This is a genomic window from Clostridium manihotivorum, assembly GCF_004015185.1.
Taxonomy (GTDB): domain Bacteria; phylum Bacillota; class Clostridia; order Clostridiales; family Clostridiaceae; genus Clostridium_AR; species Clostridium_AR manihotivorum.
In genome coordinates this window covers 4,174,090-4,195,161 of sequence record NZ_CP025746.1, presented here as the reverse complement: position 1 = coordinate 4,195,161, position 21,072 = coordinate 4,174,090, and the positions used below count along the sequence as shown (strand labels likewise).

The following is a 21,072-nucleotide window of genomic DNA, read 5'->3' as shown; positions in this document are numbered from 1 at the left end:
GGATTATAATGTCTAATTTTGAGTTTTTAAATAAGAAGTGGACAACGTTAGCTAGACTAGGAATACAGGCAGAGAACTATCTACATACAGACAATAACGCATCAATGCTTAAGATGCGTATGTTTGGGGAGCAGATAATAGATCATATATTAACTGCTTTTAAAGTTGAAGTGCCAAAGTTTGCAACTCAAGATGATAAAATTAAACTTTTAAGAGCTACAGGAATGAATGGAGCTATTCCAGACTTATTTGATATAGTAAGGCGTTATGGTAATAAGGCGAATCATCAAGGATATGAAAATAAAAAAGATGCCTTAGAGTGCTTAATTTCTATGTATAAAGTGGCTGCATGGTTTTATATAAAAGTAACAAAGGATACATCAATAAAACCACTTAGTTATAAGATTCCAAAACCAGTTGTAGTTCAGACTAAGGCAGAAGTATATAATATCGAAGACTACGCTAAGGAAAAAGAAGAAATAAATGAAGAGCATACTAAGGAAGTAATTTCAGTTAAAGAAGAAATAAAAACAGTTGTTGAAACTGAAATGGATAAGACTGTAGAGAAGGAAGTCGAAGAGACTTTAGATCTTAATGAAGCTGAAACTAGAAAAAAACTTATAGATATAATGCTAAAGGATGCTGGATGGGATGTTAACAATACAGAACTAGTAAAACTAGAGCTTGTATTACAGAATCATAAAGAAGATGGAAAAATAGGAAAAGTTGATTATGTTCTATTCAATAAAAAAGGCAAACCAATTGCAGTAGTAGAGGCTAAAAAATCCTCAGTTGATCCTATTTTAGGGCGTCAACAAGCTGTAGAGTATGCTAATACTATTGAAAGAGATTACGGAACTCGCCCAATAGTATTCTATACTAACGGGTATGAAATATATATGTGGGATGATATGTATAGTACACCAAGGCAAATTTGGGGATTTTATACATTAGAAGATTTAGAGGAACTTTTCTTTAAACATAAATATAAAAAAGATTTAAACAAAGTTGAGATAGATAAACATATTGCGGGGAGACCGTATCAAATAGAAGGAATCAAAAGAGTATATGAGAGATATTCTAATGGTTATAGAAAATCTCTTTTAGTAATGGCTACAGGAACTGGAAAAACAAGAACGGTTATAGCATTAACTAAGGGTATGATGGAAGCAAATTGGGCTAAAAGAGTTTTATTTTTAGCTGATAGAGATGAACTTGTTAGGCAAGCGAAAGAGGACAAGAATAGTTTTAAAACCTTTATGCCTGAGCAAATATCTTGTAGATTCAGTGGTAAAAATTCAGAAAATAGAGAAGCTACATTATATTTCTCAACATACCAAACTATGATTAATTATTATAGTAAGTTTAGTGTTGGATTCTTTGACCTAATTATTTGTGATGAATCTCATAGAAGTATCTATAAGACATATAGAGATATATTAGAGTATTTTGATGCACATATTATAGGTCTTACAGCCACTCCAGTGGATTTTATAGAAAGAAATACTTTTGATTTGTTTAATTGTGAAACAGAAGATCCTACTTTTAATTTTTCAGTAGATCAAGCTTGGAGTCATATACCACCGTATCTAATTGAGCCAAGAGTTATTGATGCTACCACTGATTTCTTAAGAAAAGGTATTAAGTATAGCCAGATGACAGATGAGCAAAAAAGCAAGGTAGATGAAGAAGGTTATGATGGGGAAGTATTTGAGTTTGATAAAGATGCTTTAGAAAAGAAAATAACTAATAAAGATACAAATAGATATATATTAAAAACCTTAATGGAAAATGGAATTAAGGTAGGAGACCATCTAGGTAAGACAATCATATTTGCAAAAAATAAGGGACATGCAAATCTATTAGATTCCTTATTCAATGAGTTGTATCCACAATATAAGGGTAAAATGACTGCTGTCATTTATTCAGGTATTAAGGATAAAGAGATACTTATAGAGAATTTCAAAAACGAAGAGTTTCCTAGAATAGCTATATCTGTAGATTTATTAGATACAGGCATAGATGTACCAGAAATAGTTAACTTGGTATTTGCTAAGCCTATATACTCGAAAGTTAAGTTCTGGCAAATGATAGGTAGAGGAACAAGAAGGTGCGATAACTTATTTGGGGATGGAGTAGATAAAGTAGAATTTGCTATCTTTGATTGTTATAAGAACTTTGAATTCTTTGAGATGAATCCAAAGGGATTTGTACCAAAGCCACAGAAAACTTCTATGCAGGTTAGATTTGAACTTATGTGCAAGCTTTTAGAAACATATAAGTCAAAAAGTAAAGGTGAAATATGCGATGATTTTGCAGAAAAACTAAAAGCGGATATAGAAGAGCTGCCATCAGAAAGCATTGAAATAAAGAAGAATAGAAAGAAAATAGAGCAAGTTAAAAAAGAAGAATACTGGAGTCATTTAAGTGAAGATTTCATTAAAAAGCTGAAGTTAGATATAGCTCCATTAATACAGTGGATTGAAGCAAAGGATAACCATGATGCTATTTTATTTGATAATTCCATCTATAGAATACTTCAATGCTTTGAAACTGATGATAAAGATGCAATGATTAGAGAAATCAATGCTACAATGGAAAAGCTAGCAAGACTTAAAACCAACATAAATCAATTTGATGGTAAGAGAGAGCTTGTAAAATCCTTATTAGATCCATCTGGTTGGGACAATCTGAGTTATGAAAAGCTAGAGAAAATAAGGATAGAATTAAGAGACCTAATGAAGCATAAGGGATCGACAGTAGGACCTTTTGTAGTAATTGATATAAAAGATACTGGTGCAGTTATAAAGGAAATAAGTGCAGGAACAGTACTTTATGGAGCAAATATGGAGCCTTATGAAAAGAGAGTAAGGACTGCTATTGAAGATAGATTAAATGATCAGTTAGTGATCCATAAAATCAGAAAAGGTGAAAAGCTTTCTTCTGAGGAAGTTGATGGTATATATTCAATTTTTGGTGAAGATTTTGTTTATAGCATAGATGAGCTTTCAAGTAAAACTGATATAGACAAAGAGGACATCGTAGGAATTATAAGAAAGTTTGTTGGCATAGATGAAGTTGAGTTAAATAAAAGATTTGAAGAATTCATTCAAAATCATCATAACAAAATGAATGCAACACAGATAAAAACTTTGGAAATAATTAAGAATGACATTGCTAAGAATAAAGGTATATCCTTTGCAGCATTGTTCACAGCACCATACACTTCATTTAATCCAAATGGAGTTGACGGTATATTCGGCAGAATGGCTGATGATGTGTTTGATTTGATAGCACCATTTAAAGTAAGTGTTATATCTTAAATTAAGAGAGGAACTAAAGAAATGTTAAATGCAGAAATTAAGAGTAAAATTGATAAACTATGGAATAACTTTTGGTCAGGGGGGATATCTAACCCTCTGACTGTAATAGAGCAAATATCTTACCTTTTATTCATAAAGAGATTAGATGATATAGATAATGCTAATGAAAAGAGAGCTAATAGAATAGGTAGACCTCATACTTCTATTTTCCCAGATGAGTTAATGAAGTGGAGTCAGTTTAAGCACCTAGAAGTAGAAAAGATGTTTGATGTTGTAGCTCAAAAGGTATTCCCTTTCATAAAATCAATGGGAGGAGAAGAATCAAGCTTTACAGCTGAAATGAAGGATGCTGTATTTATGATACCTAAACCATCCTTGCTTCAAGAATCAGTTAGACTTATAGATGGAATAAACATGGATGATTCAGATACTAAGGGAGATCTATATGAGTATCTATTATCAAAGCTTGCGACATCAGGAGTAAATGGTCAGTTTAGAACTCCAAGACACATAATAAGAATGATGGTAGAGCTTATGGATCCAACTGCTGAAGATAAGATATGCGATCCAGCATGTGGTACTGCAGGTTTCTTAATAAATTCATTAGAATATATACTTGAAAAGTATACAAGACCAGAGAGTGTATTTACTGATGAAGATAGTAACCTTCATAACAGAATCGGAGATATGATGAGCAACGAGGAATGGGAGCATTTTAGAACCGAAATGTTCTATGGATATGACTTTGATCCATCAATGGTTAGAATTGCTTCAATGAACTTAATGCTACACAGCTTAGATAATCCTAATGTTAGACAGATGGATGCTCTATCAAAGAGATATGAAGAAGAAAATAAATATACTTTGATATTAGCAAACCCTCCTTTTAAGGGAAGCATCGATGAAGGTGATATAAATCCAACTCTTGCAAAAGGAGCTAAAACTACCAAAACTGAATTATTATTTATGAAGCTTATAAATAGAATACTAGATTTAGGTGGAAGAGGTGCTGTCATAGTACCGGATGGAGTATTATTTGGTTCATCTAAAGCACATAAAGATATAAGAAAAACTCTAGTTGAAGAAAACGCACTAGAAGGTGTAATCTCAATGCCTTCAGGAGTGTTTAAACCATATGCAGGAGTATCAACAGCTATACTTTTATTCACAAAGGGTGGAGAAACAAACAAAGTATGGTTCTATGATATGCAAAGTGATGGATTCTCACTAGATGATAAGAGAAATAAGCTTGATAACGGTGGAGATATTCCAGATATAATTGAGAAATGGAGAGCTATAAAGAAAGATAATACACTAGAGCCTAGTGAAGAAGATAAGTGGTTCTGGGTCGAGAAAGATGAGATAGCTGGAAATGAGTATGATCTTTCTATAAATAAGTATAAGGAAATTGAGTATGAGGAAGTAGTATATGATGCTTCAAGTGTTATTTTGAGTAGAATTGAGACTTTAGAAGAAGAGATAACTAAGTCTATCAATGAATTGAAAGGACTACTTGGAGGGCAACATGATTAAATTAGGAGATTATATAGAGCTAATATCAGGTAGGGATTTGATAAAATCTCAATATAATGATAAGAAAAAAGGTATTCCATATATTATGGGTGCAAGTAATATGACTAATGGGGAATTGAATATTGAAAGATGGACACAAGAGCCGACTGTAATTGGGAAAAACGGCGATTTAATAATTTCAGTAAAGGGGACTGTTGGAGAATTATTAATTCTGAAGGAAAAAGAAGTTCATTTGAGTAGACAGGTTATGGCAATAAGACCTAAAAGAGATTATGAAGTTAAGTTTGTATTTTACTATTTAAAATATTATTTAGATAGATTGAAAGAAAAAGCAAAAGGAATGATTCCAGGAATAACAAGAGATGATATTTTAGATGCTGAGTTTGTTGAGATGGGTAAGGACGAACAACGGCAAGTGATAAAGATATTAGATTGTGCACAAGCATTAATCGATAAGAGAAAAGAACAAATACAGAGTTTAGATGAGTTAGTCAAATCGAGATTTATCGAGATGTTTGGTGATCCAGTTTTAAATCCTAAAGAATGGGAAAAATCAACATGTAAGGATATCAGTTCAAAGATTGGTTCTGGTGCAACCCCTAAAGGTGGGAATTCAAGTTATAAAGAAGAAGGTATTTCTTTAATAAGGAGTATGAATGTTCATAACAATAAGTTTATAAAGAAAGATTTAGCATTTATTGATGAAGAGCAAGCGCAGAAATTAAATAATGTAACAGTTGAAGAAGAGGATATCCTTCTAAATATTACAGGAGCATCAGTTGCAAGATGTTGTATTGTTCCTGATGAATTAATTCCAGCAAGAGTAAATCAACACGTTGCTATAATACGTAGTAAAAACGAAAGAGCATTACCAACATTTTTGTTATATCAATTTACTAATGAGAGTTATCAAAGATTATTATGGGATATAGCGACAAGTGGCGGAGCAACAAGGGAGGCAGTTACAAAGCAACAAATAGAGAATTTAGAATTAATAGTTCCGCCAATGGAACTTCAAAGCGAATTCGCAGACTTTGCCAACCAAGTAGACAAATTGAAATTTGAAATGCAGAAGAGTTTAGAAGAATTAGAAAATAACTTTAATTCACTGATACAAAAGGCCTTTAATGGAGAACTATTCAAATAAGGCTAAAGTTTTATCTTGTTTATTTGGTGAATATTATCAATTGTTGGCAAGAATATTACAATCTAAAACTTTTTTAAAAAAGGAGATTGTAATGGAGAAACTAATTGTTGAAATTGAACAAGAGATGATTAAAATACTTAATAATATGCAGATGGAAGAGCTACATAAGATATTATTGGTAAAGTTCCAAGGATTAGAGCTAGTAAATGAAGTTAATCATAGTAGTCTAAGGGCTGAAGAAATAGATTATTGTAGAATATTTGTTAGTGCAAAGCGAGTAGAGGGATGTTCGGAGAAAACTATTAAGTATTATAAATCAACAATAGAAAATATGTTAAACACACTAGCTAAACCAGTAAAGCATATAACAACAGAAGATTTAAGAGGATACTTAGCAGAGTATTATAAAAAAAGTAATTGTAGCAAGGTGAACGTTGATAATATCAGAAGAATTTTATCAACGTTCTTTTCATGGCTTGAAGATGAAAATCATGTTTTAAAAAGTCCTGTAAGACGGATTCATAAAATTAGAACTGGCAAGATTGTAAAAGAAACATATACAGATGAGCATTTGGAAATAATGAGAGATAATTGTAAAGAAATACGTGACCTTGCAATTATAGACCTTTTAAACTCAACTGGAATACGTGTTGGTGAGTTGGTAAAGTTAAATATTAATGATATAGACTTTAATGAGAGAGAATGTATTGTTCAAGGAAAAGGTGATAAGCAAAGAAGAGTCTACTTTGATGCAAGGACTAAAATACATTTACAAAATTATATTGATAGTAGGATTGATAATAATAAAGCTTTATTTGTATCGCTAATAGAACCATTTAACAGATTAAATATTAGTGGAGTAGAGATTAGAATGAGATCATTGGGAAAAAAACTCAATATAAATAAAGTTCATCCACATAAATTTAGAAGGACTCTTGCAACAAGAGCTATTGATAAGGGAATGCCTGTTGAGCAAGTGCAACATCTTTTAGGTCATCAGAAGATTGATACAACTCTACAGTATGCAATGATTAATCAAAATAATGTTAAGATTTCTCATAGGAAGTATATTGGGTAGTGATTTCTATTAAACTAAAAAGTCAAATCGAGATTTATCGAGATGTTTGGGAATCCATTTGATACAACTAAATGGGTACTTAAGAGATTTAAGGAAGTTTCTATATCCATTTCGGATGGTAGCAATGTTGATAAAAAGTATTATCAAGAGCGTGGAGAAGTGCTATTTTTAAGAATTCAGAATGTATGGTGTAATGAATTAAGATTAGAGGATTCAGTATATATTTCAGAAAATGTTAACAAAGATTATATAGATACTTCTTTACGTACGGGGGATTTGTTAATAACAAAAATTGGAAGGTTTTATACAAAAGATAGTAGTTTAGGTCGAATTTCACTTTATTTAGGAGAAAATTATAAAGCAAACTATAGTAATAATATTATGAGGGTTCGATTAAAAGATGAAGTTCTTAGCGAATATGTTAACGCTTTACTGAATTTGGATGATTATAACCAATATATAAGAAGCGTTAGTGTAGGAGGAACTGATAAAAGAGCATTAAGCAAAACACTAATTGGAGATTTTCCTATAATAGTTCCACCGATGGAATTACAAAAAAACTTCATAGGCTTTGTTAAACAAGTAGACAAATTGAAATTTAAAATGGAAAAATGGTAATCATATTGTAGATAGTGTTAATCCAACAATTCAAAAATAAAATTAAATTATAGATAATGGCTTAATAAGAAACTCATGGATAATCATTTTGATTTGTTATCCATGAATTCGTTACTATCCACCATAGCAAAGAATAAGTATGTATAACAGATTTTGACACTAGGAATAACAACGCCTAGTGTTTTATTTTGTCTAAAAATCTTTAAAATAGTAAAATAATGGAGTATAATCTAAGTATTGTTAAGGGTGAAAATGTAACACATCTAATATAAATAAATATCAATAGGGAGATTTAAGATGTTCGAATTAATAAATCAAGATGAAGCCGATAGAATCAAGGAAATTTTAGAATTGGAATGTTTATATAAGCCCATTGAAATAGAAGTAGATGAATATAAATTAAATGTTGATAATGTGAGCGAAACAAATGAAACTACACATCATCAGCCATATAAAATGAAAGAGTTTTTTTTACTAAATAACGATTGTAATGATGGAGTATTGAAATATAAGCATAGATTATACGAAATGTTTGTAAATGTAGGTGAATGGGGGTATGAAACCAGGCTGAAGAATACCCATATAACTTTAGGATCAGATAGATTTCATGATTTTTGTTTCCAGATTGAGCTATCTCAAGCAATCAAGGATGAAAATTCTATCTACATAACTAAAAATGTGACAAGCATGGCTGGACCAGGTGCGATTTGTAGACTCTATAGGGGATTGAAGAATAATAAAATAAAAAAAGTGATGAGACAAAAACAGTTTATAGAGAGCTTTGGTAACGAGATAATAAAATACAAAAATAAAGACTGGATAGTCATTTCTAAGATTGGGTTAAATGATCTGCATGAAAAAGAAAAAGCCCCTGAAATTTTCTATAATTTAATAAAGAATATGTTTTTTGCTATGCTTTTGGTAGAGACTATAGGAGAAAATGATGCTACTTAGCATGTTGATAGAATACATTTGGTAGATCCTTTAGTATATAAAGAGATATAAGAAATTTAAAGATAAAGAATGTTAGAGTTATGTAACTAAACAGGGAAGAGTTATTTAAATAAATTGCTTTAAAACAAAGAAATGGTATATGGTTTTGAGAGGAAATATAATGAATAAAGAGTATGTTTTGAGTAGGATTAAGCCCTACTTAAATAAAAAAAGTATGTTAGGTGAAGAGGATTTTAATAAATTATTTGCTTCACTTAGCATGAAACAACAATATGAGATTATTAATATTTTAATAGAAGAAAATATAGAAATAGACTATGAAAATTTAAGTATAAAAAATCAGAACGATAAGTTAACGTCAAATAAAAATTTATATACTGCAAATCTAGACAAGCTTACTAATGAGCAGCTTTGTGTACTATATCAGCAAGGAACTAAAGAAGCTTTAGCAGCATTAGTAAATAAGAATATAAATCTTGTTAGAAGTAGAGCTATTAGATGCAGTAAAATATATAAGCATAAACTAGAAGAAGAAGATCTAATCCAATATGGAAATATGGGCCTAATTAAAGCTGTATCACGCTTTGATTCAAAAAGAGAATCAAAGTTCACAACTTATTGCGTGTGGTGGATAGATCAAAGTATTTATAGAAATATAGCTGATTACGGTTTTACTGTAAGAATACCAGTACATTGCTTCCAAGATATAAGCAAACTTATGAGAATTTTCAAAGAATACCCTGACTACTCAAAAGATCAGATTTTTGAGAAAGCTAAAGAAGTAGGATTTGGCAGGGGAAAATTTGATGAGCTCATAATGATTACAGAAAATATACTTTCCATTTCGTCGTTAAATGCTTTTGTTGGGAATATGGGTGAAAGTGAATTAGGGGAGTTTGTAATTGATGAAATCACACCTACAGTTGAAGAAGAGGTTGAGCATGATTTTTTGAAAGATGCAATATGTTCAGTGTTAGATACACTGAAAGAAAGAGAAAAGAAAATTATAGAATTACGGTTTGGTTTAAAAGATGGGAAAGAAAGAACATTGGAGCAAGTTGGAATAGAATTTGGAGTTACTAGAGAAAGAATAAGACAAATAGAAGCGAAGGTTCTTAGAAAATTGAGGCATCCTAGTAGGTCAAAAAAAATCAAAAACTTTTTAGAGAGGTAACTTGTTATGGTTAATATAAAGAATTATATAAAAAATAAAATTGATAAGTATTTAGATGAAGCAGGTACAATTGTAGTTTTAAAAGGTATAGATGTTAATATCGTTGAAAATATTACTGTAAACTTAGATGATATATTAAACAATAAACTTAATTATTTTTTTAAAATAGCTCAAAGTGGCAGAAAAATAATTACTTACGATGAATACCTAGTATTGAATGAGCTGGTTTTAATGCAATACAAGAAAATAATTATATTCGAAAACAATATATACTTTAACTACTATCCTCTTCAGATTAAAATAGAATCTTCAAAGTTGAATTCTTTAATAATTCATTATGACGAGGATATAGAAGGCGATAAGTATGAAATTGGTTCAATATCTGATTTAACTTCCATATATTCAAATATCAAGTGCATTAACAATAACTATTATGTAACCTATAATAATATAATTACTGATGAAAAAGAGCAAGTAGTTCAATTATTTGAAAAAGATAGTAATATAATTGAGATAGAAAATATTGATGATTCTAGCATATGCTATGAAATAATTGATGAGGAAGATTTTATATTATTTATAGACGATATATTGAATGAGAGGTTTAGTTCAATATATATATTAGAAAAGAATGCTGGGCTAAGTAAGAACATATTAGAAGAAAAAATAAAAGTTATAAGATCTATTTGTAGACAAGATATATCAATTAAATTTGGATTGCAAGTAGATAGTAAAAAAAGAACTGAAGTTAAACCTGAATTTTTAGATATATTAAAGATTCATTGGGGGGACAAGAATACCTTTAAACCAATAAAGGTTTATAATATAAATTCATTAAGTCGTAATGAGAAGATTGTAGAGAAAATTTCTCAAAGTGATATTATAAATGACATAGTAGAACAGACAGAAAAATGTATACAAAAGGAAGATTTTAGAGATATATTCGTAACTGCACCAACTGGAGCTGGTAAGTCAGCTATGTTCCAGATACCAGCTATTTATCTTGCAAATAAATATGAACTTTTTACAATAGTCATATCTCCTTTGATTGGACTTATGAAGGATCAGGTTCTTAATCTTGAACTCAAAAATTACAAGTACGCCCGTACTATAAACTCTGATATATCTCCAATCCAAAAGCAAGAGATAATCAATGATATTGCAGATAAAAAATGCAACATTCTATATATTTCTCCTGAATCTTTACTTAGCAAGAGTGACTTAGAACAAATAATAGGAGAGAGAACGCTAGGATTACTAGTTATTGATGAAGCTCATATAGTGACAACCTGGGGAAAACAATTTAGACCTGACTATTGGTACCTTGGTGATCATCTAAATAAGATAAAAAAATCACAGTTTAAGAAAAAAGGTATGGGCTTCGTGATAGCTACATTTACAGCCACTGCCATCTATGGTGGAATAGAAAACATGTATGAAGAAACAGTACAAAGCCTTAAGTTAGTAGATCCAATAACGTATTTAGGTTTTATAAAAAGAGATGATATTAATATTAAAATTGAACATGCTGATTTAATAAATGGAAAAACAGAATATGAATTAAATAAATTTGATCACCTAATTGAAAAAATAGACTATGCAATGTTTGAGAACAAAAAAATGTTAATATATTTCCCAACTGTAGCTTTAATTAATAGGTTTTGGGAATATTGTGTATTTAAAAATATAAATAAATATGTTTCAAGATATCATGGCAAATTGGCAAGCTATGAAAAAGAAGAAAATTACTTAAAGTTTTTAAATAATGATACACCTATTATGCTTGCAACTAAAGCTTTCGGTATGGGAATTGATATTGATGATGTTGATATTGTAGCTCATTTTTCGCCTACAGGTAACGTATGCGATTATGTACAAGAGATAGGAAGAGCTGCAAGGAGGCCAGGTCTTATAGGAGAAGCTTACTATAAATTTATGAAAAGTGATTTTAAGCATATTAATAGATTGCATGGGTTATCTACCGTAAAGGACTACCAACTAATAGAAGTTATTAGAAAAGTATACGAACTTCATCAAGAAAATATAAAGAATTATAAGGGGAACCGAATTACTAAAAAACGTAATGAAATGCTAGTAGATGCAGAAAACTTTGCCCATATTTTTGAAAATCCATTTTTTAGTGAAGATGATGGAATAAATAAGGTTAAAACGGCTATGCTACTAATTCAAAAAGATTTTGAGAGAAGATACTCATTTTCACCTTTTCATGTAAGACCAATACCTCTTTTTGAAATTGGATTTTTTATGATAGATAATATAACCCAAAAGAATATAAGAAGTCAATATGGCAAAGTGTTAGAGGAAGTTGATAAATCAAAGCATATTTGTTCAGTAAACTTAAAAAAGATATGGGAACATAATTTTAATGCTAAGTACTCATTTCCAAAGTTTAAATATATGATATATTCAAAAGATCCTGAACTTGAGTTTGATTACAAATTTAACTTAAAGCCTGCTCTTAGTATTACTATAGATTTCCAAAATAACTATTTACAAAACTACGAAATGTATTTTAAAGCCATTAGAACTATAGTTAATAGATCAATGAGAGAAGAAGTATATTATGCTGTAGATGGCGAAGGTGGATTAGTAGATGAACTGATGAAGTCTCTTCCTATTAATATATATAAGGCAAAAAGTATAATAGAAACTATACTTGCATCGATGTCAGTTTATCAAAGAGATTATAGCAAGAATATGCATGGAAAAGTTTTTAAAGTAAAAGTCTTAAAATCAGGTGATTATAAATATAATTTTATGTCTGGAACTGCAGGGTTTTTTAGATGGATAGATAATAGCTTTAAAGAAATTTGCAGCAATATAAATGAGGATACTATATATTTGATAGATGAAAATGGAAATAATGGTTTTAGAGAAAAGTTGCTTATATTGGGTGTTTTAGAAACTCTTGATCTATTAGTGTTTAAAGCGCTAGGGGGGAAAAACAGTCAAATATATATTTATGTCAATCAAACAAAGACTATGAAAGAGATATTAGACAAGCCATGGCGATATAAAAATAGGTTAGTGGAATTAGTTGGTGAAAGGCATAAGATTTCTGTGGAGATGCTTGCTTATATATTTGAAAGTAAGTTCACAAATTCAGAAATTTGGGATCTCATTGAAGATTATTTTTTAGGAATTATACCAGACCATGTTGTGAAGAGGTACGAAAAAAACACTGGAAAGAAATTGGAATTGGTATAAACTAATTTTAAATAGTAGCTATGGATGGATGTATATATAGATTTTATGGTAAATAATAAAGAAGTTAATAAGAATCTACAGAGTAGTAACATTATGTGAGACACTGGCGAAAAAGCCAGTGTTTTTTATATGCCACACCTCACATACACTAATTGTAAAATTGTATATAAATATGTTATAATTTAATAAAATTTCTAAATTTGGAGGGCATAATGGGGATTCTTGATTCACTTAAAAAAGGGTTATTTGGTGAAACATCAGAAGATAAGCTTATGAAAAGCATAAATTCGCCAATATTTCTTAAGGATTTTGATATAGAAAGTAATGAAATTAAAGAGCTTAAGAGGCTTTTAGATAAAACAAATAACGAAAATACTAGAAAGAAGCTTGAAAATGAGCTTAATCTTCAAAAGTATGTTCATGATGGTTTAAGCAAGGTTTATTATGAACTTAAAAATTCATCAGTGCCTTTTTATGGATTATATGATTTAAAGCTTAAAGTGCAAGATCAAGGAACCAATATAGATTTTTTATGTTTAACAAATAGATTTTTATGTGTAGTTAAAGTTAAGAGTATGCAAGGTAATATTGAGATAGATAAACAAGGAAGCTTCTCAAGGTGGATGAAAAAAGGGGACAAGTGGCAGAAGGAAGGCATTTATAGTCCTTTAGAGCAGAATAGAAAATCTGAGACCTTTATAAAAAGTGTTCTGAAAGACGAATTTAATATAGTTAATATGCCTATATACTCAATGGTTGTATTTACAAATCCTAAGGCTACGTTGAATTTTAAAGAGTGTAGTGAGGACATATTAGATAAGGTATTTAAGTTTGATCTAATAAATACAAAGCTTAAGGATATCATTGAAAAGACAACTTATCAGGGAATAGATGAAAAATTAACTTTAGTTATAGGTGAAAGATTTAAGCAGCTTCATATTTCCCAAGAAATTGATTATGTTTCAAAGTTTAATATAACTGAAGCAGAAAAAATAGAAGAAGTTAAAAGTGAAGTAGCAGCTAGTTTAAAAACAGTGGTAGCTAAAGAAACTTCAAGTAAGGTTGATATAGAATATATTTCAAATGCATTAAAGACTTATAGAACTGCAATTGCGACCAGCAGCAAGATTCCTCCGTATTATGTGTTTAACAATGAGGAGTTAGATAGGATATTAAAAGCAATGCCGAGAACTAAAGAAGAGCTTTTAAAGGTTAAAGGTTTTGGTCCAGTGAAGGTGGACAAGTACGGAGAAGATATATTAAAGATAATTAATGATTAGTGAGGAGTATTAATTATGCAGCTTAATGTTGAACAAAAGAAGCTTGTGCAAAGTAAGCCAGCAGGACATTCTTTGATAAGAGGTGTAGCTGGTTCTGGAAAGACTACAGTGGCAGTTAATAGAATACCTTTTTTGATGGAGCATTATTGTATAGATGATAATGATAAGGTTCTTATGGTTACTTACAATAAGAGTCTTATAAGCTATATAAAATACGTATATGAAAAGGTTCAAAAGGATAGGGAAGAAGAGCAGCTGTCTCTTTTTCAGTCGGATAATAAAAAGGTTGATATAAAGAATATCGACTCTTTGATGTATGCTTATTTTAAGGAGTATTGTAAGACAAATAAGTTAAACTTAGAAGTTGAAGGTAAAAGAAACAACCTAGTTAATCATATAATTAAAGCCATGGCAGAAGTGAAAAAAGAAGCTGTGGAGGTTAAGTTTTTAGAGCCTAATTATCTTCCTTTTATAATGGAGGAGATTGGCTGGATTAAGGCTTGCAAGTATTTACATATAGAAGAATATCAAGAAGCAGATAGGCTTGGAAGAATGTCTAGTCAAAAGGCAGATGGTCCTCAGAAACTTCAGAAAAATTCTAAATTAAGAGCTGCTATATTTAAGGTAATGGAAGCCTACAACAAATCTTTAAGAGCAGAGAATAAAGTTGATTTTCATGACATGTCTCTTTTTGCTTTAGAGCAATCTAAGAAATCCTTTTATAAAAAATATGCCCATATAATAGTAGATGAAAGTCAGGATCTTACTAGAGTTCAGTTAGAATTTTTAAATAATATAATAAGCAATAAGGAATATTCCTCAATTACCTTTGTGGCAGATACAGCACAGAGTATATATCCTCAGTCTTGGCTAGTAAAGGGAAGAAGTTTTGCATCTGTTGGCTTTGATGTGAAAGGAAGAAGTAATTCTCTATCAAAGAATTATAGAACCACGACACAAATAGCTGAAGCAGCTTATTCGTTATTAGAAAAGGATACTCAGATAATTGAAGATGAGAATTTTGTTAAACCCTCACTACTTGATAAACAGGGGCATTACCCAGTGTTTAGAGTTTTTGAAGATAAAAAACAGGAAGAAAACTATGTAGTAAAATTACTCACTGAGCTTAAGGCTAAATATAATTATGGTGATATTGCTATAGTAGCAAGGACAAATGAACAGATAAGTGAGTTTAAGAATTTCTTAGAAGATAAGAAAATACCTAATAAGCTCATGGCTAAATCCGATGGATATGAATTTGGAGATGACAAAATAAAACTATTAACCATGCATTCTATTAAGGGGTTAGAGTTTAAGGTTGTTATTATAATCGGGCTTAATTCAAAGTATATGCCACTAAGAAGTGTAACTATAGATGACGAAGATCTTCTTGAATCCAGGGAAAGAAAGCTCATGTATGTTGGGATGACTAGAGCCACAGAAAGACTATATTTAACTTGTGATGGCACTCCTTCAAAGTTCATATTAGATATAGACCCAAGGTTTTTAAAGTATTCAGATAACACCTTGATGAGAAGCTTTTATCATATAAGACAGGAAAACTACAACTTTAAGGAAAAGGTTAAAGATCTTTATTCCTATGAAGAGAAGATAAGACAATGGGTTATAAATGAGCTAAAAGAAAGCTATAAATACCCTCTAAACCTAATAAACATAGAGCAGCAAGTAAATGTATTTTCTAAGGTTGGTTTTGTTGATGTAGCGGTAAATATTTATAGAAATAACGTGAAGGCTCCTTACATATTTATTGAAGTTAAAAGAAAAGGTTTTGGACTGTTAAACTGCCTAGAGCAGCTTAAGAGTTACATAGCTGCGTCACCAACATGTCAGTATGGTATAGCTACTGATGGAGTTGATTTAATTATCATCAATAGAAATCTTGAGATAGTAGATGATATAGAAGTTTTCCAAACCTCAATGCTTCCATCATCTTTAGAGGAATATACTTATGTGGATCTAAAGAGTAATCAGGTTTCAAAGTTTACAAGAGACTGCAACAGTATCAAAGAAATTATAATAGATAACTCCTATATATTCCCTGAAAATGAGATAAAAAGAATGAATGTTTTCAGCTCCATAGCAGCAGGTAATCCAATACTTATTAACTCCTCTGTAGAAGAAGAATTCTACCTTCCACAAAAGTGGGTTGGAAGTTCTAATAATACCTATATGGTGAAGGTAAAGGGTGACAGCATGATAAATGCTAATATATGTAATGGTGATATAGTGGTTATAAGGCAGCAAAACACTGCAAATAATTATGAGATTGCTGCAGTGGATTTAGATGGAAACACTACTTTGAAAAGATTTGTTAAGATGGGTGACACCATACTTCTAATGCCGGAAAATCCTAGTTATGAGCCTATACAGGTTAGTGAGGGGCAGATGAGTGTATTGGGAGTGGCTGTGGGGGTGCTTAAGAAGCTTTAGATGAAGCAAATGATTTTTTTAGCCCTATATACACGTTTATTAAAGATGATAAGAGTCAAAATCGTATTTCAAATTAAAATATAATATTTATTGATAAAAGTTAAAGCAATTGGAGGATGAAAATAATGGAAGTATTAAGTAATTTAGAATCCAATCATTACAATCATATTAAAGATATTATAAGAGATAGTAGTGAATTTCATATTATTAGTCCATTTTTAATGGAATCTTTTGATATATTCTTTCATGAAATAAATAAAACTAAAGTGAAATATATACGTTCTAATAAGTTTTATTCATAAACGTATCTACCTAAGAACACTCTAATCAGCTGTTTAATGAAGTAAATTAAATAGAACTTATATATATTAGCCTTACAACAACTTTAAAAGATAATAGTTTAGACTTATTAAAAAAAGCAAACTCCTTACATTCATTTTGCGTAAATTGTACCCAAAATGGCATTGATTATAAAATTTATATAGATAATAAGCTACATGGAAAAATTTATATTGCATCTCAAAATGGAGAGCCAAAATCAGCTATAATAACATCAGCAAATTTTACAGACTCTGGGTTAGCAGCTAATCATGAATGGGGTGTAAAAATAGATAACATTGAATCAATAAAAAATCTTATGAATGAAGTAGAAAGATCTAGAAGCAAAAATCTTTCAAAGGAACAAATAACTAGCATTATTAAAAAAATTGATGATTATTCTAACTTATTAGAGTGGGAGACAGAAGCTAAGGTTGATTTGAAGGTAAGTGAATTTATAGAATATAAGAATAATATATCATATTCGAATAAACGTTTTTTCTTAAAGCCTTTAGGATCAGCACAAGAGCCATTTTCAACTTCTAGAAGTTTATCTAGTGATGTTGAAAATATTCATTTTTCTAAAAGAAGGCCTGCATCAGTTAGAGTCGGCGACATATTAATATGTTATGCTGTTGGAAGTGGAAAATTGTTGGGGCTTTTTGAAGTTATAGAAGAGCCAATGAATTCCAGAATAGAAAATGATAGATGGCCATGGTTTGTTAAAGCTAAGAACCTTTGTGTTACGTATAGTGAAAGTTGGTATCACTATGAAAATACCGTTTCAAGTGTACAAAGTTCCTTCAAAATGGATACTGCAATTACATATGTAGGAGGAAAGACGCTTGGAGCATTAAAACGTGGTGCTGATAAAATTCAACTTACAGAAGAATTTGCAAATCATATTATAAATATTATTAAAGAAAAACAATAAGTATATAAGTAAAAAAATGAGCCTGATATTAAATTTTAGATACGGTAAAAGGAGAGAGGACTATGAGCTTCGAAAAAGCATTTTGCGAAAACTTAGGTAGAGCAGTTACACCGTATGAAATTCGAGAAATGTACTTAGATGAGGATAGTGAACACTACATGAAGAAAGATTTATCTTTTAAATGTCTTGATAAAGACTGTAGAGCTGAATTAGTACCAGTAGGAGTATACAAACAAAGAAGATCGAAGAGAGCTATTCATTTTAGAGCAAAGTCTGTTAAAGAGCACACATGTTTAGCTCATAAAGGGGAAGAAGTAGGAAAAAGTGGGACAAAAACTGGTGACGATGATCCTTTTAAGATGACAAGATATCCTTCTGAACTTATACTAACTGATTATAAAGGTAAGTCTAAAAATAAAATTACTATACCTTGGACAGATGAAGAAATAGATGAAGACATGAAAAATCCTTCAACACATGGAGATGGAAGTACAAGTGAATGGACTAAATTTGGATCTAAGTCTTTTGAACATATAGTCGATTGTTACGAAAATGGAGATAAAGAAATATTGAACAATATGGATTTTACATTGGGTGATAAAACTAAAAAATTCTACAAAATATTTAAAAATATAAAATATTTCTATGATGAGAAAGGGCTTATATACTATGGACAAGTAGGCTCTGTAAAAAAATATGGTGATAATTATAAAATCTTTTTCAAAGACAAGGCTTGGGTTGAAAAATATATGCCAGTTTCAATATATATAAGCAGTGAGCTTATTAATAGATATGGGAAAAGAAAAGTATTTAGAGATGATATGGAATACATAATAAATAACAAGGATAAAGAGGTATTCTGCTATTTTGTAGGAGCTTACCCTGAACCAAGTACATACGAGCATAATGGAAAAAAGGTAGAATCATATCAAGTGAATATTGAGAATTTAAGATATTTAGAATTAAGGTTTGAGTAGAGAGAGTTGTTTTATTAAAGATTAACTACATTGGTTTATATTATGGTAAAAGAGAGGAATGTCAGAATGAGTGAAAGCTTAACTAAAGAAATGGTGTTTGAAAAACTTTTTAATTCATATAATTATGGTAATTTAGGATTGTTTGTTGGAGCTGGTTTTTCTAAAGCAGCTATAGGTAATGTGACTCAGCCTGCATTGAATTGGTTTGAATTAATTAGGGAAACTAGTAAAAAATTAAATCTTGAGCTGCCTGAGAATGATAAGTTAATAGGAATTTCATTGCCTGAATTGTCAACAATATTATGTAAGCAGTTGTCCGAAAGAGAAGAGGTTAGTTATGATGAAGCTAAGCGCAAATTTAAGAGTACAATCTGTGACTTGAGTAGCTGGCTTCCTGATGAAGAAAATATAAAATTTTTCAGAGACATATTTGATAATATAAAACCTGATTGGATCGTTACAACAAACTACGATTTGGTTTTAGAATCAATTCTTACTGGAATAAGCAAGAGTTTAGGTCCATCAAATTATTTATCGGCTCCAAGGAATGTAATACCTATATACCATATTCATGGTACAAGGTTAGATTGTGATTCTATTATAATTACTCAAGATGATTATATACCACTTTTTAGACCAAATGAATACAGACAATCAAAGCTGGCGATGACTATTAGAGAGTCTACTACTTTAGTTCTTGGTTATAGCCTAGGTGATATGAATGTGCTATCTGCATTAGATTGGTCGAAAAATATCTATACAATAGAAAATGAATATCCATATGAGATTATACAAGCTATTTGGACCTCTAATCCTAAAGATGATCCATACATAGATGAGAATGGAAACATAATAATTGAAATTAGCGATTTAAAAAACTTTCTGGAGGAATTAAATACAAATTTATTAGAAAGGAAAAAAGAATATGATATTAAGGTAAATGATCTAAATGAACTTATTGGGAAATTAGAAATCGATGATCCAGAATTAGTGGATAGGTTTATGAATGAGCAAGAATTCAGAATAGATTTACTTAAGCAAGCATCAGACTTTGAGTATCACATGATTTATTCATATATTGAATTTCTTACAAGATGTATAAATAAAGTTAGACAGACGACTACATATATTGATTTTGATAAATGCCATGATTGCTTAACAATTCTACTAGATGTTGTTATCAATTATGAATATAAAAAAATGTCTCCAAGATTATTTAGAATGATAGCAAAAATATTAAATGAAGTTCTCTATCATGTGAGTAAAGAAGATAATTTGCGTTATTTTGGAGATAGTTGGAAGGCTACCAGAAGTTGGCACTCTAGAAAAAGAGAAATACCTCAAGAGATAATTAATCAGCTGTATAACTACTCTGAACAAAATTCATTGTTTATGTTGAATGGATTTATGGAGTCTATTTATGATATAAAAAGATAGGATTTAGGATAACTACTTTATAATATAAGATATTTAAAAACTTAAAAGGTGATGAAAATGAACAATATAAATTACACAAGAATCCATCCTAGTCAAAGAAATATAAAACAGCCTACCATTAAGTAACACTGTAGATTTAAGAACCTTTTCAAGATTATTAAATATTGAAGAAAACTATACAGATTTATTATATGATCTATTTGATAAGTTCGGTGATAGTATTTCAAAAAATAGGTTTAAGGAGGTATTCACTATGACAGAGATAGGAAAGATGATAAGAGATGAGGGGAAGGCTGAAATTCTCATAAAACAATTAAACAAAAAATTTAATATACTTCCTCAAGAATATGAAGAAAAGATAAAGAATCTACCTTCAGAAAAAATAGAATTAATAGCTACTGACATATTTGATTTAGAAAAAGTTGAGGATTTAGAAAAGTATTTTTAATAACATAGAGTTGATTTTAATAAGAGTATAAGATTAAGCAATTTTCAAATCTTATACTCTTATTAAAACTAGGTCATATATATGTAATAAAGTTAAAACTAAAGTAGAAATACAATTAATTACATATATTAGTATATTAAGTAGTTAAAGAACTTTCTTTAGCTACTTTTTT

At 30.1% G+C, this 21,072-nt stretch carries 15 protein-coding genes and 1 pseudogene; all 16 read left to right on the top strand.

Translation table 11 applies throughout. The features are described 5' to 3' along the window. Positions 1 to 8: 8 nt before the first annotated feature. The 16 genes and pseudogenes from C1I91_RS18900 (at position 9) to C1I91_RS18835 (ending at position 20,900) form a co-directional block, all read left to right on the top strand. Positions 9 to 3,323, top strand: coding sequence for a type I restriction endonuclease subunit R (locus C1I91_RS18900; protein WP_128214272.1), 3,315 nt, complete (start codon positions 9 to 11; stop codon positions 3,321 to 3,323). 21 nt (positions 3,324 to 3,344) lie between these two features. After that, positions 3,345 to 4,856 (top strand): type I restriction-modification system subunit M, encoded by a 1,512-nt coding sequence (locus tag C1I91_RS18895; protein WP_128214271.1) that lies wholly within the window; start codon positions 3,345 to 3,347, stop codon positions 4,854 to 4,856. Continuing rightward, positions 4,849 to 6,003 carry a restriction endonuclease subunit S gene (locus tag C1I91_RS18890; RefSeq protein WP_128214270.1) on the top strand — a complete coding sequence of 385 codons (1,155 nt, stop codon included), beginning with the start codon at positions 4,849 to 4,851 and terminating at the stop codon, positions 6,001 to 6,003. The genes C1I91_RS18895 and C1I91_RS18890 overlap by 8 nt, the downstream gene beginning before the upstream one ends. A gap of 91 nt (positions 6,004 to 6,094) precedes the next feature. Further along, positions 6,095 to 7,081 carry a site-specific tyrosine recombinase/integron integrase gene (gene xerA, locus C1I91_RS18885; RefSeq protein WP_128214269.1) on the top strand — a complete coding sequence of 329 codons (987 nt, stop codon included), beginning with the start codon at positions 6,095 to 6,097 and terminating at the stop codon, positions 7,079 to 7,081. A 42-nt stretch (positions 7,082 to 7,123) separates the two neighbouring features. After that, positions 7,124 to 7,699, top strand: coding sequence for a restriction endonuclease subunit S (locus C1I91_RS18880; RefSeq protein ID WP_128214268.1), 576 nt, complete (start codon positions 7,124 to 7,126; stop codon positions 7,697 to 7,699). 297 nt (positions 7,700 to 7,996) lie between these two features. Further along, the gene (locus tag C1I91_RS18875; protein ID WP_128214267.1) at positions 7,997 to 8,653 is read left to right on the top strand and encodes a hypothetical protein; all 657 of its coding nucleotides are present in this window, start codon (positions 7,997 to 7,999) and stop codon (positions 8,651 to 8,653) included. Between the two features lie 160 nt (positions 8,654 to 8,813). Continuing rightward, complete coding sequence (locus tag C1I91_RS18870) at positions 8,814 to 9,827, top strand: sigma-70 family RNA polymerase sigma factor (protein WP_164880587.1); 1,014 nt, start codon at positions 8,814 to 8,816, stop codon at positions 9,825 to 9,827. Positions 9,828 to 9,833: 6 nt separating this feature from the next. After that, entirely contained in the window at positions 9,834 to 13,055 is a 3,222-nt protein-coding gene (locus tag C1I91_RS18865) for a DEAD/DEAH box helicase (protein ID WP_128214265.1), read from the top strand. Positions 13,056 to 13,267: 212 nt separating this feature from the next. Further along, the gene (locus tag C1I91_RS18860) at positions 13,268 to 14,335 is read left to right on the top strand and encodes an HRDC domain-containing protein (RefSeq protein ID WP_128214264.1); all 1,068 of its coding nucleotides are present in this window, start codon (positions 13,268 to 13,270) and stop codon (positions 14,333 to 14,335) included. Positions 14,336 to 14,350: 15 nt separating this feature from the next. After that, entirely contained in the window at positions 14,351 to 16,786 is a 2,436-nt protein-coding gene (lexA, locus tag C1I91_RS18855) for a transcriptional repressor LexA (RefSeq protein ID WP_128214263.1), read from the top strand. Positions 16,787 to 16,911: 125 nt separating this feature from the next. Then, positions 16,912 to 17,088, top strand: a complete 177-nt coding sequence (locus C1I91_RS28610) for a hypothetical protein (RefSeq protein ID WP_205694235.1) — start codon at positions 16,912 to 16,914, stop codon at positions 17,086 to 17,088. Positions 17,089 to 17,138: 50 nt separating this feature from the next. Further along, positions 17,139 to 17,402 (top strand): annotated as a pseudogene (locus C1I91_RS29835) (restriction endonuclease PLD domain-containing protein); the annotation flags it as partial. Between the two features lie 21 nt (positions 17,403 to 17,423). Next, positions 17,424 to 18,038 carry a hypothetical protein gene (locus C1I91_RS18850; RefSeq protein ID WP_338032561.1) on the top strand — a complete coding sequence of 205 codons (615 nt, stop codon included), beginning with the start codon at positions 17,424 to 17,426 and terminating at the stop codon, positions 18,036 to 18,038. Positions 18,039 to 18,100: 62 nt separating this feature from the next. Beyond that, the gene (locus tag C1I91_RS18845) at positions 18,101 to 19,015 is read left to right on the top strand and encodes a hypothetical protein (RefSeq protein WP_128214262.1); all 915 of its coding nucleotides are present in this window, start codon (positions 18,101 to 18,103) and stop codon (positions 19,013 to 19,015) included. 66 nt (positions 19,016 to 19,081) lie between these two features. Further along, positions 19,082 to 20,452: an SIR2 family NAD-dependent protein deacylase gene (locus C1I91_RS18840; RefSeq protein WP_128214261.1), complete on the top strand. Its 1,371-nt coding sequence runs from the start codon at positions 19,082 to 19,084 to the stop codon at positions 20,450 to 20,452. Between the two features lie 253 nt (positions 20,453 to 20,705). Next, positions 20,706 to 20,900, top strand: a complete 195-nt coding sequence (locus C1I91_RS18835; RefSeq protein WP_128214260.1) for a DUF4351 domain-containing protein — start codon at positions 20,706 to 20,708, stop codon at positions 20,898 to 20,900. The last annotated feature ends 172 nt before the right edge of the window (positions 20,901 to 21,072 follow it).

What these genes read in the sequence shown, in the direction of transcription:
- C1I91_RS18900 (WP_128214272.1), top strand. Translation starts at nt 9, where the DNA reads ATGTCTAATTTTGAGTTTTTAAATAAGAAGTGGACAACGTTAGCTAGA.
- C1I91_RS18895 (WP_128214271.1), top strand. Translation starts at nt 3,345, where the DNA reads ATGTTAAATGCAGAAATTAAGAGTAAAATTGATAAACTATGGAATAAC.
- C1I91_RS18890 (WP_128214270.1), top strand. Translation starts at nt 4,849, where the DNA reads ATGATTAAATTAGGAGATTATATAGAGCTAATATCAGGTAGGGATTTG.
- xerA (WP_128214269.1), top strand. Translation starts at nt 6,095, where the DNA reads ATGGAGAAACTAATTGTTGAAATTGAACAAGAGATGATTAAAATACTT.
- C1I91_RS18880 (WP_128214268.1), top strand. Translation starts at nt 7,124, where the DNA reads ATGTTTGGGAATCCATTTGATACAACTAAATGGGTACTTAAGAGATTT.
- C1I91_RS18875 (WP_128214267.1), top strand. Translation starts at nt 7,997, where the DNA reads ATGTTCGAATTAATAAATCAAGATGAAGCCGATAGAATCAAGGAAATT.
- C1I91_RS18870 (WP_164880587.1), top strand. Translation starts at nt 8,814, where the DNA reads ATGAATAAAGAGTATGTTTTGAGTAGGATTAAGCCCTACTTAAATAAA.
- C1I91_RS18865 (WP_128214265.1), top strand. Translation starts at nt 9,834, where the DNA reads ATGGTTAATATAAAGAATTATATAAAAAATAAAATTGATAAGTATTTA.
- C1I91_RS18860 (WP_128214264.1), top strand. Translation starts at nt 13,268, where the DNA reads ATGGGGATTCTTGATTCACTTAAAAAAGGGTTATTTGGTGAAACATCA.
- lexA (WP_128214263.1), top strand. Translation starts at nt 14,351, where the DNA reads ATGCAGCTTAATGTTGAACAAAAGAAGCTTGTGCAAAGTAAGCCAGCA.
- C1I91_RS28610 (WP_205694235.1), top strand. Translation starts at nt 16,912, where the DNA reads ATGGAAGTATTAAGTAATTTAGAATCCAATCATTACAATCATATTAAA.
- C1I91_RS18850 (WP_338032561.1), top strand. Translation starts at nt 17,424, where the DNA reads ATGAATGAAGTAGAAAGATCTAGAAGCAAAAATCTTTCAAAGGAACAA.
- C1I91_RS18845 (WP_128214262.1), top strand. Translation starts at nt 18,101, where the DNA reads ATGAGCTTCGAAAAAGCATTTTGCGAAAACTTAGGTAGAGCAGTTACA.
- C1I91_RS18840 (WP_128214261.1), top strand. Translation starts at nt 19,082, where the DNA reads ATGAGTGAAAGCTTAACTAAAGAAATGGTGTTTGAAAAACTTTTTAAT.
- C1I91_RS18835 (WP_128214260.1), top strand. Translation starts at nt 20,706, where the DNA reads ATGACAGAGATAGGAAAGATGATAAGAGATGAGGGGAAGGCTGAAATT.